12 protein-coding genes are annotated in these 13683 nt (G+C 71.8%); 6 read left to right on the top strand and 6 right to left on the bottom strand.

Features of this window, described 5'->3' with window-relative positions; translation table 11 throughout:
* Window positions 1–12: 12 nt before the first annotated feature.
* Complete coding sequence (gene efeB, locus H180DRAFT_RS06710) at window positions 13–1236, bottom strand: iron uptake transporter deferrochelatase/peroxidase subunit (protein ID WP_254665923.1); 1224 nt, start codon at window positions 1234–1236, stop codon at window positions 13–15.
* A gap of 205 nt (window positions 1237–1441) precedes the next feature.
* Window positions 1442–2581, bottom strand: coding sequence for an iron uptake system protein EfeO (efeO, locus tag H180DRAFT_RS06705; protein WP_079099901.1), 1140 nt, complete (start codon window positions 2579–2581; stop codon window positions 1442–1444).
* A gap of 211 nt (window positions 2582–2792) precedes the next feature.
* On the opposite strand from efeO, the gene H180DRAFT_RS29735 reads away from it, so the two are divergent.
* Window positions 2793–2933, top strand: coding sequence for a hypothetical protein (locus tag H180DRAFT_RS29735; RefSeq protein WP_159033562.1), 141 nt, complete (start codon window positions 2793–2795; stop codon window positions 2931–2933).
* Window positions 2923–3402, top strand: a complete 480-nt coding sequence (locus tag H180DRAFT_RS06700; protein WP_055485269.1) for a hypothetical protein — start codon at window positions 2923–2925, stop codon at window positions 3400–3402. The genes H180DRAFT_RS29735 and H180DRAFT_RS06700 overlap by 11 nt, the downstream gene beginning before the upstream one ends.
* Here H180DRAFT_RS06700 and H180DRAFT_RS06695 read toward each other — a convergent pair.
* Genes H180DRAFT_RS06695 through H180DRAFT_RS06685 form a run of 3 tightly spaced genes read right to left on the bottom strand, consistent with a single transcriptional unit; the run spans window position 3392 to window position 7159 of the window.
* Complete coding sequence (locus H180DRAFT_RS06695; RefSeq protein ID WP_055485060.1) at window positions 3392–5617, bottom strand: xanthine dehydrogenase family protein molybdopterin-binding subunit; 2226 nt, start codon at window positions 5615–5617, stop codon at window positions 3392–3394. The genes H180DRAFT_RS06700 and H180DRAFT_RS06695 overlap by 11 nt on opposite strands.
* Window positions 5614–6609, bottom strand: coding sequence for an FAD binding domain-containing protein (locus H180DRAFT_RS06690; RefSeq protein WP_055485059.1), 996 nt, complete (start codon window positions 6607–6609; stop codon window positions 5614–5616). Before H180DRAFT_RS06690 ends, H180DRAFT_RS06695 begins: the two co-directional genes overlap by 4 nt.
* Window positions 6610–6634: 25 nt before the next feature.
* On the bottom strand, window positions 6635–7159 hold the full coding sequence (locus H180DRAFT_RS06685; RefSeq protein WP_055485058.1) for a (2Fe-2S)-binding protein: 525 nt from the start codon (window positions 7157–7159) through the stop codon (window positions 6635–6637).
* 276 nt (window positions 7160–7435) lie between these two features.
* Here H180DRAFT_RS06685 and H180DRAFT_RS06680 point away from each other — a divergent pair, with 276 nt between their 5' ends.
* From H180DRAFT_RS06680 to H180DRAFT_RS06665, 4 genes are all read left to right on the top strand, one after another.
* Window positions 7436–8278, top strand: coding sequence for an SAM-dependent methyltransferase (locus tag H180DRAFT_RS06680; protein WP_055485057.1), 843 nt, complete (start codon window positions 7436–7438; stop codon window positions 8276–8278).
* Window positions 8279–8403: 125 nt separating this feature from the next.
* The gene (locus H180DRAFT_RS06675) at window positions 8404–9864 is read left to right on the top strand and encodes a glutamate decarboxylase (protein WP_055485056.1); all 1461 of its coding nucleotides are present in this window, start codon (window positions 8404–8406) and stop codon (window positions 9862–9864) included.
* 301 nt (window positions 9865–10165) lie between these two features.
* Complete coding sequence (locus tag H180DRAFT_RS06670; RefSeq protein ID WP_055485055.1) at window positions 10166–11209, top strand: non-homologous end joining protein Ku; 1044 nt, start codon at window positions 10166–10168, stop codon at window positions 11207–11209.
* Between the two features lie 132 nt (window positions 11210–11341).
* On the top strand, window positions 11342–11959 hold the full coding sequence (locus tag H180DRAFT_RS06665; RefSeq protein WP_055485054.1) for an SAM-dependent methyltransferase: 618 nt from the start codon (window positions 11342–11344) through the stop codon (window positions 11957–11959).
* A 70-nt stretch (window positions 11960–12029) separates the two neighbouring features.
* On the opposite strand, the gene H180DRAFT_RS06660 is transcribed toward H180DRAFT_RS06665, so the two are convergent.
* Window positions 12030–13661 carry a cytochrome bc1 complex cytochrome b subunit gene (locus H180DRAFT_RS06660; protein ID WP_055485053.1) on the bottom strand — a complete coding sequence of 544 codons (1632 nt, stop codon included), beginning with the start codon at window positions 13659–13661 and terminating at the stop codon, window positions 12030–12032.
* Window positions 13662–13683: the final 22 nt, after the last annotated feature.

The raw sequence follows: 13683 nt of genomic DNA, 5'->3' as shown, positions 1-13683 counted from the left end.
CCGGGTGCGGGGTCAGGAGAAGAGCTGCCGGGCCCACCAGTCGCCGGAGTCACGGACACCGGGCGGTACCGCGAACACCGCTGAACCCACGTGCTGGATGTACTCGTTGAGGTCGATGTCCTTCCGCGCGAGCTGGAGCTGCAAGGGAATGAAGCTCTGCCGTACGTCCCGCTGGTAGGCGATGAAGAACAGCCCCGCCTCCAGCCGGCCCAGCCCGTCCGTGCCGTCGGTGAAGTTGTAGCCGCGGCGCAGGATACGGATGCCGTCGTTGGACTCCGGGTGCGCCAGCTTCACGTGCGACGCGGGAGGCATGGCCGACAGCTTCACCGGGTCGCGCTCGTGGCGGCGGCCCGCCGGGGCGCCCTCCCCCTTGCTGCGGCCGATGATCATCTCCTGCTCGGCCAGCGGAGTACGGTCCCAGATCTCGATGTTCATGCGGATACGGCGCGCCACGAGGTAGGAGCCGCCCGCCATCCACTCGGCGCCGTCCTTCTTCCCCGCCCACACATGACGCTTCAGCGCCGCCGTGTCGTCGCCGGAGATGTTGCGGGTGCCGTCCTTGAAGCCGAAGAGGTTGCGCGGCGTCTGCGCGGACGGTGTCGTGGAGGAGGTCTTGCCGAAGCCGAGCTGCGACCAGCGCACCGACACCTTGCCGAAGCCGATGCGTGCCAGATTGCGGATGGCGTGGACCGCGACCTGCGGGTCGTCCGCGCAGGCCTGCACGCACAGGTCGCCGCCGCTGCGCTTCTCGTCCAGGGCGTCGCCGGGGAAGTGGGGCAGGTCCGGCAGGGCGGCCGGCCGCTTCTTCTTGATGCCGAAGCGGTCCTCGCCCTTGTCGTTCTCGAAGGGGGACGGGCCGACGCCGAATGTGAGCGTGAGCCGTGAGGGCTTGAGGCCCAGCGCCTCGCCCGTGTCGTCGGGCGGTGCCTGGGCCGGCCCGCCGACCGCACCCGTGCCGACCGTCTCGCCCGCCGTCATCCGGGCCGCCGCCCGCGTCCACTTCTGGAGCAGGTCGATCAGCGCGGCGCGGTCGTCGGTGACGACGTCGAAGGCGGCGAAGTGCAGCCGGTCCTGCACCGGGGTGGCGATGCCCGCCTGGTGCTCACCGTGGAAGGGCACGGCACCGGCGGAGTCCGCGGCGACGGACTCGGCGCCGCTCCCGTAGCCCAGCGCCGCAGCCGTGCCTCCCGCCGTGGCCGCGCCGACGGCCAGGCCGGCGCCGCCCCAGCCGAGCAGCGCGCGGCGCCCCGGGTGCGCCCTGCGCCGCTCAGCACCGCCGGAGCCCGGCCGTTCCCCGGACTGCTCGCGGGTCTGCTCCCCGGCCTGTTCGCGGGCCTGTTCCCCGTTCTGTTCCAGGCTCTGTCCGCCGTGCCGGTCCCCGGTGTCACGGCGGGACTTCGCGTCGCCGGAGTGTTCCGCTTCAGCTGTCACTGTCCGCCCCTCACGCCACGACGGTGGCGGCGAGCCGCGAAAGCGGTTCGGCCAGCGCGTTCACACCGTCCGAGAGCTTCTTGCGTTCGCTCTTGCCGACCTTGTCGTACGAGACGAACCCGTCGCCCTCGCGGTGCTCGTCCAGCAGCTTCCCGATCGCCTCGAACTGCTTGTCCAGGTCCTTCGCCAGTTGCGCGTCCTTCTTGGCGGTCACCGGCCTGAGCAGTTCGTACGCTTTCTCGGCGCCCTCGACGTTCGCCTGGAAGTCGACCAGGTCCGTGTGGCTGTAGCGCTCCTCCTCGCCGGTGACCTTTCCGGTGGCCACCTCGTCGAGGAGTTCCTTGGCGCCGTTGGCCATGCTCGTGGGGGTGATCTCGGCCTTGCCGACGCGCTTCCGCCAGTCCTTCAGGTCCTTCATCAGGCGGCCGGCGAGCTTCTTGTCCTCCGCCGAGATCTTCTTCTTCTCCCAGGGGGACTTCTCGAGCCTGTGCCAGCCCGTCCACTTCTGGCCCTCCTCGAGGCCGTCCTCGCGCACGTCGACCTTCGGGTCGATGTCGCCGAAGGACTCCGCCACCGGCTCGGTGCGCTCCCAGCCGATGCGGGAGACCGCATACTCCTTCTTGGCGCCCTCGACGTCTCCGTCCTCGACCGCGTCCGCGAACTTCTGCGCGGCGGGGATCGTTTCGTCGGCCTGCTTCTGCACGTACCTGCGGTACTCGGAGACGGCGGAGTCGAGCTTCGGGTTGCGCTCGGCCTTCGCTCCCTTCCCGCCGGCCGTCACCTTCTGGCGGATGCCGTCGCCCTTCATACCGGGCTTGCAGGCGATCTCGTACTTGCCGGGCTCGACCTCGGTGGTGATCTCGGCCTTGGTGCCGGGGCCGATGTTCTCCCGCTCGGTGACGATGCGGTCGCCGGGTGCGTAGACGTAGACCTCGGTGACCTTGCTGCCCTTGTTCTCCACGTGGAGCTTCAGGTGCCCCGCGGGGAAGGTGTCGTCCGAGACCTTGCACGCCGAGTCGTCGGCGGTGACCCGTACCCCGCCGTGCCCGCCTGCCTTCGACTTCTCCGCGCAGCCGGTCAGTGCGGCGGCGGCCAGCAAAGGCACTGCCGCACCCGCTATGAGAGTTCGGTTTCGGGCGAGAGCGGACATGTGGACTCCCGGTGGGCTGACGGGCGGATGTGCGGACGACGGTGGCGGTGTGCGCCGATCTGCTTAAGCAAGGCTTACCTAAGTGCAGAAGATGGCAGCGGGCCGTGCGAGGGAGCGGGCGGGGGCGTACATAGAACGGACCGCGCGGAATGGCGGCCCCGGAACGCCTGGGCTCTAGTGAGGAGGACGGTCCGCGCAGAGGAGGCCCGAGATGAGAAACGGCGTCAGGAGGGCGGCGGCCGCCGGGGCCGCCGCCTCGCTGCTCCTCCTCGGCGGCGCCGGGCCCGCGCCCGAACGAGCGGCCACCGTCCCGGCCGGGAAGTCCAGGGAGGGCGGTGGTGGTGGCCACTGACCACAGGCGCCCGCCGCGCGCCTCGCACCGCTTCCTCCGGGCCCTCGCCAGGGTGCTGGCCGCGGCCGGGCTCGCCCTCAACGCCTATGTGCACGCGGATCTCGCACCCGCCTACGACGCGGTCGTCGCGGCCGTCAGCCAGGGTGACCTCTTCCGGCTCGAGGCCGCGCTGGGGGCGCTGGCGGCACTGCTGCTGCTGGCGTGGCGGCGGCTTCCCGCGGACTTCTTCGCCTTCGCCGTCGCCGCCGGGGGGCTCGCCCTGCTGCTGATCTACCGGTACGCCGACGTGGGGGAGCTGGGCCCGTTCCCCGACATGTACGAACCGTCGTGGAGCCGGGACAAGTTGGTCGCGCTGGTCTCCCAGGCCGTGGCCGTCGTCGCCACGGCGGTGCTGATGGTCACGACGCCGCGCCGGCGGCGCCGCGGTGGGCCGGCCGGGTCAGCGGAGTCCGGCGGATTCAACGGATGATGTCCTCGATCGTGATCGGCATCTTGCGGATGCGGCGGCCCGTCGCGTGGTGAACCGCGTTGGCGATGGCGGCGTTCGCCCCGACCTGCCCGATCTCGCCGACGCCCTTCACGCCGAGCGGATTGACGATCCGGTCCTCGACGTCGACCAGTTCGACAGTGACCTCGGGAGCGTCGGCGTTCACCGCGACCAGATACTCGCCGAGGCTGTTGTTCTCCCAGCGGCCCGTACGGGGGTCCATCCGGTTGGACTCCAGAAGCGCCTGCCCCAGCCCCCAGAGCATTCCGCCCATCAGCTGGCTGCGCACCGTACGGGAGTTGAGCACCCGGCCCGGCGCGAAGGCACCGGTCATGCGCCTCACGCGCACCAGCCCCAGCTCGGGGTCCACGGCGACCTCCGCGAACTGCGCGCCGAAGGTGAGCATCCCGTAGGGGGTGTCCATGCCCGGTGGGTTCCACGTGCCCGAAGCCTCGGCGTCGGGGCGGTGGTTGCGCAGCAGCATCTCCGTGTACTGCTCGCGGGACGTGCCCGCGCTCATGGTTCCGTCGGCGACGACGACGCCGGCGGGGTCGGCCCCGTGCAGCGGTGAGCCCCTGTCCGCGACGGCCTCCCCGATGAGCTGGTCGCGCAGCGCCGTCGCGGCGGCGTGGACGGCGGCGCTGATCATGCCGGCGCCCGCCGAGCCGACCGCCGCGGCGATCCCGGGGTAGTCGGTGTCGCCCGTCTCGAACCGGCAGCGCTCCACGGGGACGCCGAGGGCGTCGGCGGCGACCTGCGCCATCACGGTCGCGACGCCGGTGCCGAACTCGGGTGTCGCGGCCTGCACGACGACGCTGCCGTCGGCGTAGATGCGGGCCCTGGCGCGCTGCGGCGAACCGGGAGGCGGCGCCGGGTAGCCGGCGGCCGCCATGCCCGTGCCGATGAGCCAGTCGCCCTCGCGCCGGGGGGTGCCGGGGTCACGGTCGTACCAGCCGAAGCTGTGGGCTCCCCGCTCGTAGCACTTCTTGAGGCCGTTGCTGGACCAGGGGTTCCCGGAGGCCGGGTCCACGTCGGCGAAGTTGCGCAGCCGCAGCTCGATCGGATCGAGGCCGGTCCTCTCCGCGAGTTCGTCCATGGCGCATTCGAGGGCGAACATGCCGGAGGTGTCGCCGGGGCCCCGCATGAAGGTGGGCGTCATGGTGTTGGCGCGGATGAGCCGGTAGACGCCCTCGTGGTTGGGGCAGGCGTACATCTGCGCTGCCGAGTTGAGGGACGGCTCCGCCCAGTCGTCGAAATGCGAGGTGGGGGAGAGCTTGTGGTGGCGCAGTGCGGTGAGCCGGCCGTCGTCGGTGGCGCCGAGGGTGATGTGCTGCTCCTGCTCCTCGCGGTGGCCGCAGGAGGTGAACATCTGCTCGCGGGTGAGGGACAGCTTGACGGGGCGTCCGACCGCCCGCGCCGCCATCGCCGCGAGCGTGGGGTGGTGCCAGACCATGGCTTTCGAGCCGAAGCTCCCGCCGACGTAGTGGCTGATCACGCGGATCTTCGACAGCGGGACGCCCAGCAGTGCGCCCACGGTGAGCTGGGTGGAGTTGACGCCCTGGGTGCCGTCGTGGAGGAGCAGCTCGTCGCCGTCCCACACCGCGGTGGTGCCCGAGGTCTCCAGCGGATTGTGGTTGTTGGCGGCGCAGGTGAACGTCCCCTCCACCACGATGTCTGCCTTCTCCAGCCCCGCCCCGATGTCGCCGCGCGACGTCCGGCCGGGAAGGAAGCCCGCGAAGACCGACTCTGCCTCGTACGCCTGATCGCGGCCCTGCGCGATGGTGGTGAGGGGCTCGGACTCGTCGTACTCGACGCGCAGCAGCGCGGCCGCGTGCTGGGCGCGCTCATGGGTGTCGGCGACGACGAGGGCGATGTGCTGGCCGCGGTAGTGCACGACATCGTCCTGCATGGGGAAGAAGGTCTCGCCGGGAGCGGGACCGCCGAAGAGGGACGGGACGAGCGGCGGCTGGGTGGCGATCCTCGGCAGGTTCTCGTGCGTGAGCACCGCGAGCACACCGGGCTCCTCCAGCGCGGCCGAGGTGTCGATGGACCTGACGCGGCCGGCGGCCACGCCTGCTCCGACGACGCAGGCGTGTGCCGTGCCGGGCGCGGGGATCTCGGTGGGGTAGCGCGCCGAGCCGGTGACCTTGGGGCGGCCGTCGACGCGTTCGAGCGGCTGCCCGATCGCCGTGGTCATGAGGTCCTCCCGTTCACCGTGAGCGTTTCCAGGGCGCGTACGATCACGCGCTGCGCGAGTTCGGTCTTGAAGGCGTTGTCGGCGGTGGTGCGGGCGTCGGACAGCTCCATGCGTGCCGCCTCGGCGAAGCTGTCCCTGTGGGCGGGCGCCCCGAGCAGCACGCCTTCGGCGCGGTGGGCACGCCACGGCTTGGTCGCCACGCCGCCCAGCGCGAGGCGGACGTCGGCGATCGTGCCGTCCACAAGGGACAGTGCGCAGGCGGCGGAGACCAGCGCGAACTCGTAGCTCGCCCGGTCGCGGACCTTCAGATACACCGAGCGCCGGCCGATCGGCGCGGACGGCAACTCGATCGCGGTGATCAGCTCGCCGTGCTCCAGCGGGTGCTCGCGGTGCGGGGTGTGTCCCGGCGTCAGGAAGAAGTCGTCGATGCCGTATGCCAGTTCGCCGCGTCTGCCCAGCGTGTGCACGCGTGCGTCCAGGGCGGCGAGCGCCACGGCCACGTCGGAGGGGTGGGCGGCGATGCACTGTTCGCTCGTGCCGAGCACCGCGTGGCCGCGGCTGAAGCCCTCGACCGCGGAGCATCCGGAGCCGGGCTCGCGCCTGTTGCAGGGCGAGACGGCGTCGCGGTAATAGGGGCAGCGCACCCGCTGGAGGAGGTTGCCGCCCATGGAGGCCATGTTGCGCAGCTGCGGCGACGCTCCCGCCTCCAGCGCCTGGGCGACGACGGGGTACCGCTCCCGTACGAGCGGGGAGGCCGCCACCTCGCTCATGCGGGCGAGGGCGCCGATGCGCAGCCCGCCGTCCGGCGCCTCGTCGATGCCGGTGAGCGGCAGGCCGTTGATGTCGACGAGCCGGCGGGGTGTGAGCACGTTCTGCCGGAGGAGGTCGACCTCGGTGGTGCCGCCGGCGAGGAAGTCGCTGGTGGGGTCGGCGCTGACGGCCGCGATCGCGGCGGCGGCGTCGGCGGCGCGGGAGTAGGTGATGAGCCGCACGGGACGTACTCCGTTTCTGTGGTGCTCAGTTGCCGTCGCGGACGGCGCGGACCGCGGCCCGGATGTGGGGGTAGGCGGCGCAGCGGCAGAGGTTGCCGCTCATCCATTCCCCGATCTCGTCGTCTCCTGTGTGGCCCTCGGCCGTCAGTGCCACGGCGGACATGATCTGGCCGGGGGTGCAGTAGCCGCACTGGAAGGCGTCCTCGGCGATGAACGCCCGCTGCATGGGGTGCAGTCGGCCGTCCGGTCCGGCCAGTCCCTCGATGGTGGTGACCTCGCGTCCTTCGCAGGTGAGCGCGAGGGTGAGGCACGCCAGCACGCGGCGCCCGTCCACCCAGACCGTGCAGGCGCCGCAGGCGCCCTGGTCGCAGCCCTTCTTGGAGCCGGTCAGGCCGAGGTGCTCGCGCAGTGCGTCGAGCAGGCTGACCCGCGGTTCGATCTCCATCGGACGCTCGGCCCCGTTGACGGACAGCGTCACATGCACCGGTCCGGGGCCGCGTTCTCCGAGACCGGGACCGCGCTCGGTGATCGAGGGGCCGCGTACGGACATGTGCACCTCCGGGAGGGCTCTGATCAATTTCGGCGCGAAGGGCACATATTAGGTCAATGCCGATCGAATGGGGCTGCGTTGTGGCCTGTGGGGTACCCCGGCGCGGACTGCCCCGGTGGCGTCGGAGGAAGCGGGTGACGCCGGGAACGGAAAGCCGAACGGCCCGGCCGGCCGTCCGTTGCCGGCTGCGGTGCGTGACCGGGTGTGACGCAGAGGCGTGGTGGGGAGAACCCCCGGACGCGGGAGATCCCGCTGGCGCCGACGGGAGGCCCGTGCATGGGGGACGAGAGCACGCCCGGTTCCGGGGTTCCCGGGGACCTGATGATGGACCGGCCGCACATGGCCCGCGTCTACGACTACTACCTGGGCGGCAAGACCAACTACGAGGCGGACCGCGAGGCCGGCGACCAGGTGCTCGCGGCCTGGCCCGGCGTGCGCACCGCCGCCCGCACCAACAGGGCGTTCATGCACCGCGTGGCCCGCGTGCTCTCGGAGGAGCTGGGGTTCGCACAGTTCCTCGACATCGGGGCGGGCATACCGGCCGAGCCGAACCTCCATCAGATCGTCCAGGAGGACGATCCGTGTGCCCGCGTCGTGTACGTCGACAACGACCCGCTCGTGCTGGCACACGCCCGCGCACTGATGAGCAGTTCGCCGGAGGGGCGCACCGCCTGTCTGGAGGGCGATCTCACCGATCCCGACTCCGTCCTCGGGTCGCCGGAGCTGGGACGGGTCCTGGACCTGACGCGTCCGGTCGCGCTGAGCGTGCTGGCGCTGCTGCACTTCGTGCCCGACGACCGGGTCGCCTACGGCGCCGTGCGGCGCTTCGCCGCCGCTCTGCCCGCCGGTTCCGCTCTCGTGCTCACCCACGGCACCAGCGACCTCGCACCCGAGGCAGGCGCGGCCGGGCAGGTCTACACGGACCGCGTGGCGCGGGCGCGGACGCGCAGCCGGGAGGAGTTCGCCCGCTTCTTCGACGGTCTCGAACTCGTCGAGCCCGGCATCGTGGTGCCGCACCGCTGGCGCCCGTACCGGCACCCGGGCGCGTGCATCGGCGGCGAGCAGGACGTCGCGGACGCGGAGGTCGGGCTCTGGGCGGGGCTGGCGCTCAAGCCCTGAGCGGGGCCGAGTCCGTACACGCACCCGCAGCCCCGGCCGGCCCAGCCCGGCGCGCCCCGGGCGCCCGGTGCCCGTAGGTTCGCGGCAGAGGCCATCCGCGACGGCCGCCCGGGAGGCGCTGAGAGATGTCGCTGCACAAGGGCCGTAACGGCAACCGCCCAGCCGACTCCGGTCGCGGCACCGGCGGCGGGGGACGGTCGCCCGCGGAACCCCGCGCGGTCTCCGTCAACCCCTTCTACGGCGAGGCCGACCCCGTCAGCGGAATGGCGACGGAACCGCCCCGCCACCGGCTGCCCGACGGACCCATGGCACCCGAGGCGGCCCGTCAGCTCGTGCACGACGAGCTGATGCTGGACGGCAACTCCCGTCTGAATCTGGCGACTTTCGTGACGACGTGGATGGAGCCGCAGGCAGGCGCGCTGATGGCCCTGTGCCGCGACAAGAACATGGTCGACAAGGACGAGTACCCGCGCACGGCCGAGCTGGAGCGGCGCTGCGTGGCGATCCTCGCCGACCTGTGGAACGCCCCCGACCCGGCCGCGGCCGTCGGATGCTCCACGACCGGCTCCAGCGAGGCGTGCATGCTCACCGGCCTGGCGCTCAAGCGCCGCTGGACCCGGCGCGTGGGCGACCGCTATCCCGGCGCGGCCAGGCCGAATCTGGTGATGGGCTCCAACGTGCAGGTGTGCTGGGAGAAGTTCTGCAACTTCTGGGAAGTGGAGGCCCGTCAGGTCCCCATGGAGGGCGAGCGGTTCCACCTCGACCCGCAGGCCGCGGCGCAGCTGTGCGACGAGAACACCATCGGCGTCGTGGCCGTCCTCGGTTCCACCTTCGACGGGTCGTACGAGCCGGTCGCGGAGCTGTGCCGGGCGCTCGACGAACTCCAGGAGCGCACGGGCACCGACGTACCGGTGCACGTGGACGGAGCGTCCGGCGCGATGATCGCGCCCTTCCTCGACCCGGAGCTGCTGTGGGACTTCCGGCTGCCGCGGGTCGCCTCTGTCAACACCTCGGGGCACAAGTACGGGCTGGTCTACCCCGGTGTCGGCTGGGCCCTGTGGCGCTCGCAGGAAGCGCTGCCGGAGGACCTGGTCTTCCGCGTGAACTACCTCGGCGGCGACATGCCCACCTTCGCGCTCAACTTCTCCCGGCCCGGCGCTCAGGTCGCCGCGCAGTACTACACGTTCCTGCGGCTGGGACACGGGGGCTTCACCGCCGTACAGCAGACGGCCCGTGACGTGGCACGGTCGCTGGCCGCCCGCATCGGGGAGACGGGAGACTTCCGGCTGCTGACCGACGGCGGCGAGCTTCCGGTCTTCGCCTTCACCACGGCGCCCGGCGTGACGAACTTCGACGTCTTCGACGTCTCGCGGCGGCTGCGCGAGCGGGGCTGGCTGGTGCCCGCCTACAACTTCCCGCCGAACCGGGAGGACCTGTCCGTACTGCGGATCGTGTGCCGCAACGGCTTCACCGCGGACCTCTCCGACCAGTTCCTGGACGACCTGACGTCGCTGCTGCCGGAACTGCGGAACCAGAGCGGCCCGCTGGGGCGCCCCGTCTCGGAGGCGACGGCCTTCCACCACTGAGCGCGGGGCAGCGGGAACCCGGGCGGAGACCGTACGGAGGCGGCCCCGGGCACCAGAGCCGGGGCGCGGATCGTGGCGCGGCGCGGCACGGGCACACGGCGCGGCACGGGCACACGGTGCGGCACGGGCACACGGTGCGGCACGGGCACGCGGTGCGGTACGGGCACGCGGTGCGGCACGGGCACACGGTGCGAGGCAGGACGGCTCGGGCCGCGACGGCGTGAACCGTGCCCACGGGGTACCCGCCCCGGCGAGTGACCGGGAAGACGGGGTCGCGTACGTACGGAAGGAGGGCCGCGACATGGCCCGCCCGATTTGGAGCGGAGTGATCACCTTCGGTCTGGTGACCGTTCCCGTGCAGCTGTTCGCCGCCGTGGAGGACCACACGGTCCACTTCCGTCAGCTCGAGCGCGGCACGGGCGACCGGGTGCGCAACCGGCGCGTGAACGAACGCACGGGCAAGCGCGTCGACTACGACGACATCGTCAAGGGCTACGACCTCGGGGACGGGGAGTACGTCGTCGTCGAGCCGGAGGAGCTCGACGAGATCGCGCCGGGCAGGTCGCAGGTGATCGAGGTCAGCGGATTCGTCGACCTGGACGAGGTGGAGCCGGCCTTCTTCAGCCGCACGTACTACCTGGCGCCGAGGAGCGACGAGTACTCCAACGTCTACCGGCTGCTGCGCACCGCCCTCGCCGAATCCGGCAAGGCCGGCGTCGCGACCTTCGTGATGCACGCCAGGGAGTACCTCGTCGCGCTGCGCGCCGGCGACGACGTGCTCGAACTGCACACCCTGCACTGGGCGGACGAGGTGCGCGACCCGGAGCGTGAGCTTCCCCGGCTGCCCGCACGGAAGCAGGCCGGAAGCCGGGAGCTGCAGAGCGCGAAGCAGCTCATCGACGCGATGTCGGTCGACTGGAGTCCCGAGGACTACGAGGACACCTACGAGAAGAGGGTGCGCCGGCTCGTCGAGGCCAAGCGCGACGGCAAGGAGGTCGCCGCCGGGGAGGAACCGCCCGAGGCCACCAACGTGGTCGACCTGGAGGACGCCCTGCGTCGCAGCGTCGACCGGGCCGGTTCGCGGAAGGGTCCGCGGGAGCGCCCGGGGAAGGGGGCGCGGACACGCTCGGGACACGGCGCGCGGAAGGACGCGGGGAAGGCCCCGCGGAAGGGGCGGTCCGCCGCCGGCGGCGGGAGCGGCGGCGCGCGGCGGCTGTCCGAGCTGAGCAGGCGGGACCTGTACGAGCGCGCCACCGACCGGGGCCTCCGGGGGCGCTCCCGGATGAACCGGCAGGAGCTCATCCGTGCCCTCGGCGGGACGCGGACCGGGAAGGCGGCCTCCTGACCCGGACGGTCCACTGCCCGTACCGGTCCGAGATGCACCTTTAATCACGCGATGCGAAGCTCTGGGGAGAACCCGCCGTGCGTCTGCCGGGGGGACGGACAGTTCCGGCCGAGCACGCGAGGTGGTCCCGCGATGAACACTCCCGCCGCGTACTTCGAGCAGCTCTACAGCGACTCGGCCGACCCCTGGAGCCTCTCCGGGCAGTGGTACGTGCAGCGGAAGTACGACCACACGCTCGCCGCGCTGCCGCAGCGCCGCTACCGCAGCGCCTTCGAGCCCGGCTGCTCGGTCGGCCTCCTCACCACGGCACTCGCCGAACGCTGCGACAGCCTCCTGGCCACCGACCGTGTGGCCGCGGCGGCCGAGCGCACCGCCGCCCGGACCCGGCACCTGCCGCACGTGCAGGTGCGGCGGCTGGCCGTGCCCGACGAGTGGCCCGATGGAAGATTCGAGCTCATAGTGCTCTCCGAGCTCCTCTACTACTTCGACGACCGGACGCTGCGCGACGTGCTCAACCGCACCGTCGAGGCCCTCGAACCCGGCGGCACCCTCGTCACCGTGCACTGGAACCACCCCGCGCCCGAACACCACCGCACCGGCCGCTCCCTCGCCCCCGTCCTCAGCGCGGTCCCCGGCCTGACGCTGCTGACAGACTGCCGCGACCCGGACTTCACGCTGCACGTGCTGGGGCGCCCCGACGACGTCGGCCGCGGCCCCTACTCGACGGCGGTCCGCGAAGGGCTGGTCTGAGAGCTGCGTGCCGCGCCGCGGACGGCCGGCGCGCAGGCCGCCCCGCCGGGCCGGTGCCCGTGGCGGTCCGTCATTCGACGCGGTCCCCGAGGTACCAGCGGCTCAGCGCGACGCGCAGCCGCTCGACCCGTCCGGCATCGCGCCCGTCCGCCCCGTGCCCGTCGGCCCCGTGCCCGTCGGCCCCGTGTCCGTCGGCCCCGTGCCCGTCCGCGCGTCCCGGTGCACGCTCGAGGGGACGGGGCACCTCCCGCATCAGCAGCGTGTAGCGCTCGGCGGCGGGGAGCGGACGGTGCTCCGGCTGCATCCCGCCCTCGACGGTCTGCCGCACCTCGCCCGTCTCGACGCCCTCCCGCACGCGTTCGAGGTCGTGTGCGCGCAGCGCCAGGCACAGCCGCCTGGTGACCATGAAGGCGATCACCGGGGCCACCACGAGTGCTGTGCGGAAGGTCCAGGTCAGACCGTTCAGGGAGAGGGGGAAGACCGCGGCGATCACGTCGTTGCCCCCGGCCAGCAGCAGTACGGCGTAGAAGGTGATGCCGGCGACGCCGAGCGCGGTGCGGGCGGGGCGCTCCCGCGGCCGGTCGCACACGTGGTGTTCCCTGTCGTCCCCGGTCAGCCACCTCTCCAGGAAGGGATAGAGGTAGATGCCCAGGAAGATCAGCGCGGGGAGGATCACCGTGGGGACGAGGATGTTCCACATGAAGGTGTGACCCCACACGGTCGTCTCGAACGGCGGCATCAGACGCAGCGAGCCTTCGAGGAAGCCCACGTACCAGTCGGGCTGGGAGCCGGTGCTGACCTGGTCGGTGCGGTAAGGGCCGTAGTTCCAGACCGGGTTGATCTGGACGACGCCTCCCAGCACGAACATCACGCCGAAGACGATCAGCTGAAGGCCGGTGGACTTGGCGGCGAACTGGGGGAACATCGGCTGCCCCACGACGTTCTTGTCCGTCCTGCCCGGCCCGCCCCAGTGCGTGTGCTTGAGGTAGACGACCAGGATCAGGTGGAGCACGACCAGGGCGACGATGAGGGCCGGGATCAGCAGGATGTGCACCGTGTACAGCCGCGGGATGATCTCCGTGCCCGGGTACTCGCCGCCGAAGAGGAAGAAGCTCAGGTACGTGCCGACGACGGGGATCGACAGCAGCAGGCTCTGCACGACCCGCAGCCCCGTGCCGGAGAGCAGGTCGTCGGGGAGGGAGTAGCCGCAGAAGCCCTCCGCCACCGCCAGCACGAACAGGGTGACCCCGACGACCCAGTTGATCTCACGCGGCTTGCGGAAGGCACCGGTGAAGAACACCCGCAACATGTGGACGCCGATGGCGGCGACGAACACCAGCGCCGCCCAGTGGTGCACCTGACGGATCAGCAGACCGCCGCGCACGTCGAAGCTGAGCCGCAGCGTCGAGTCGTACGCCTCGGAGACCAACTGCCCCCGCAGCGGCGCGTACGAGCCGGTGTAGCGGATCTCCATCTCACCGGGGTGGAAGAAGAAGGTGAGGAAGACGCCCGTCAGCAGGAGCAGGATCAGGCTGTAGAGCGCGAGTTCGCCCAGCAGGAACGACCAGTGGTCGGGGAACGCCTTGCGCACGAGCGAGCCGCCCTCGCCGGCCGGCAGCCGGTCGTCGAGGTACTTGAAGCCGCTCCTCGCGGCACGGCCCGCCCTGGCGCCGGGTTCCACCTTCCTGCGCTGCGGGAGCATCCGCCGTCCTCCTCTCTCCTGG

This window comes from Streptomyces sp. WMMB 322, from assembly GCF_900090145.1.
In the GTDB taxonomy this organism is placed as follows: Bacteria; Actinomycetota; Actinomycetes; order Streptomycetales; family Streptomycetaceae; genus Streptomyces.
This window is presented reverse-complemented; position numbering and strand designations above follow the sequence as displayed.

What these genes read in the sequence shown, in the direction of transcription:
- H180DRAFT_RS06660 (WP_055485053.1), bottom strand. Translation starts at nt 13,661, where the DNA reads ATGCTCCCGCAGCGCAGGAAGGTGGAACCCGGCGCCAGGGCGGGCCGT.
- H180DRAFT_RS06670 (WP_055485055.1), top strand. Translation starts at nt 10,166, where the DNA reads ATGGCCCGCCCGATTTGGAGCGGAGTGATCACCTTCGGTCTGGTGACC.
- H180DRAFT_RS06675 (WP_055485056.1), top strand. Translation starts at nt 8,404, where the DNA reads ATGTCGCTGCACAAGGGCCGTAACGGCAACCGCCCAGCCGACTCCGGT.
- H180DRAFT_RS06695 (WP_055485060.1), bottom strand. Translation starts at nt 5,617, where the DNA reads ATGACCACGGCGATCGGGCAGCCGCTCGAACGCGTCGACGGCCGCCCC.
- H180DRAFT_RS06685 (WP_055485058.1), bottom strand. Translation starts at nt 7,159, where the DNA reads ATGTCCGTACGCGGCCCCTCGATCACCGAGCGCGGTCCCGGTCTCGGA.
- H180DRAFT_RS06665 (WP_055485054.1), top strand. Translation starts at nt 11,342, where the DNA reads ATGAACACTCCCGCCGCGTACTTCGAGCAGCTCTACAGCGACTCGGCC.
- H180DRAFT_RS06680 (WP_055485057.1), top strand. Translation starts at nt 7,436, where the DNA reads ATGGGGGACGAGAGCACGCCCGGTTCCGGGGTTCCCGGGGACCTGATG.
- H180DRAFT_RS29735 (WP_159033562.1), top strand. Translation starts at nt 2,793, where the DNA reads ATGAGAAACGGCGTCAGGAGGGCGGCGGCCGCCGGGGCCGCCGCCTCG.
- efeO (WP_079099901.1), bottom strand. Translation starts at nt 2,581, where the DNA reads ATGTCCGCTCTCGCCCGAAACCGAACTCTCATAGCGGGTGCGGCAGTG.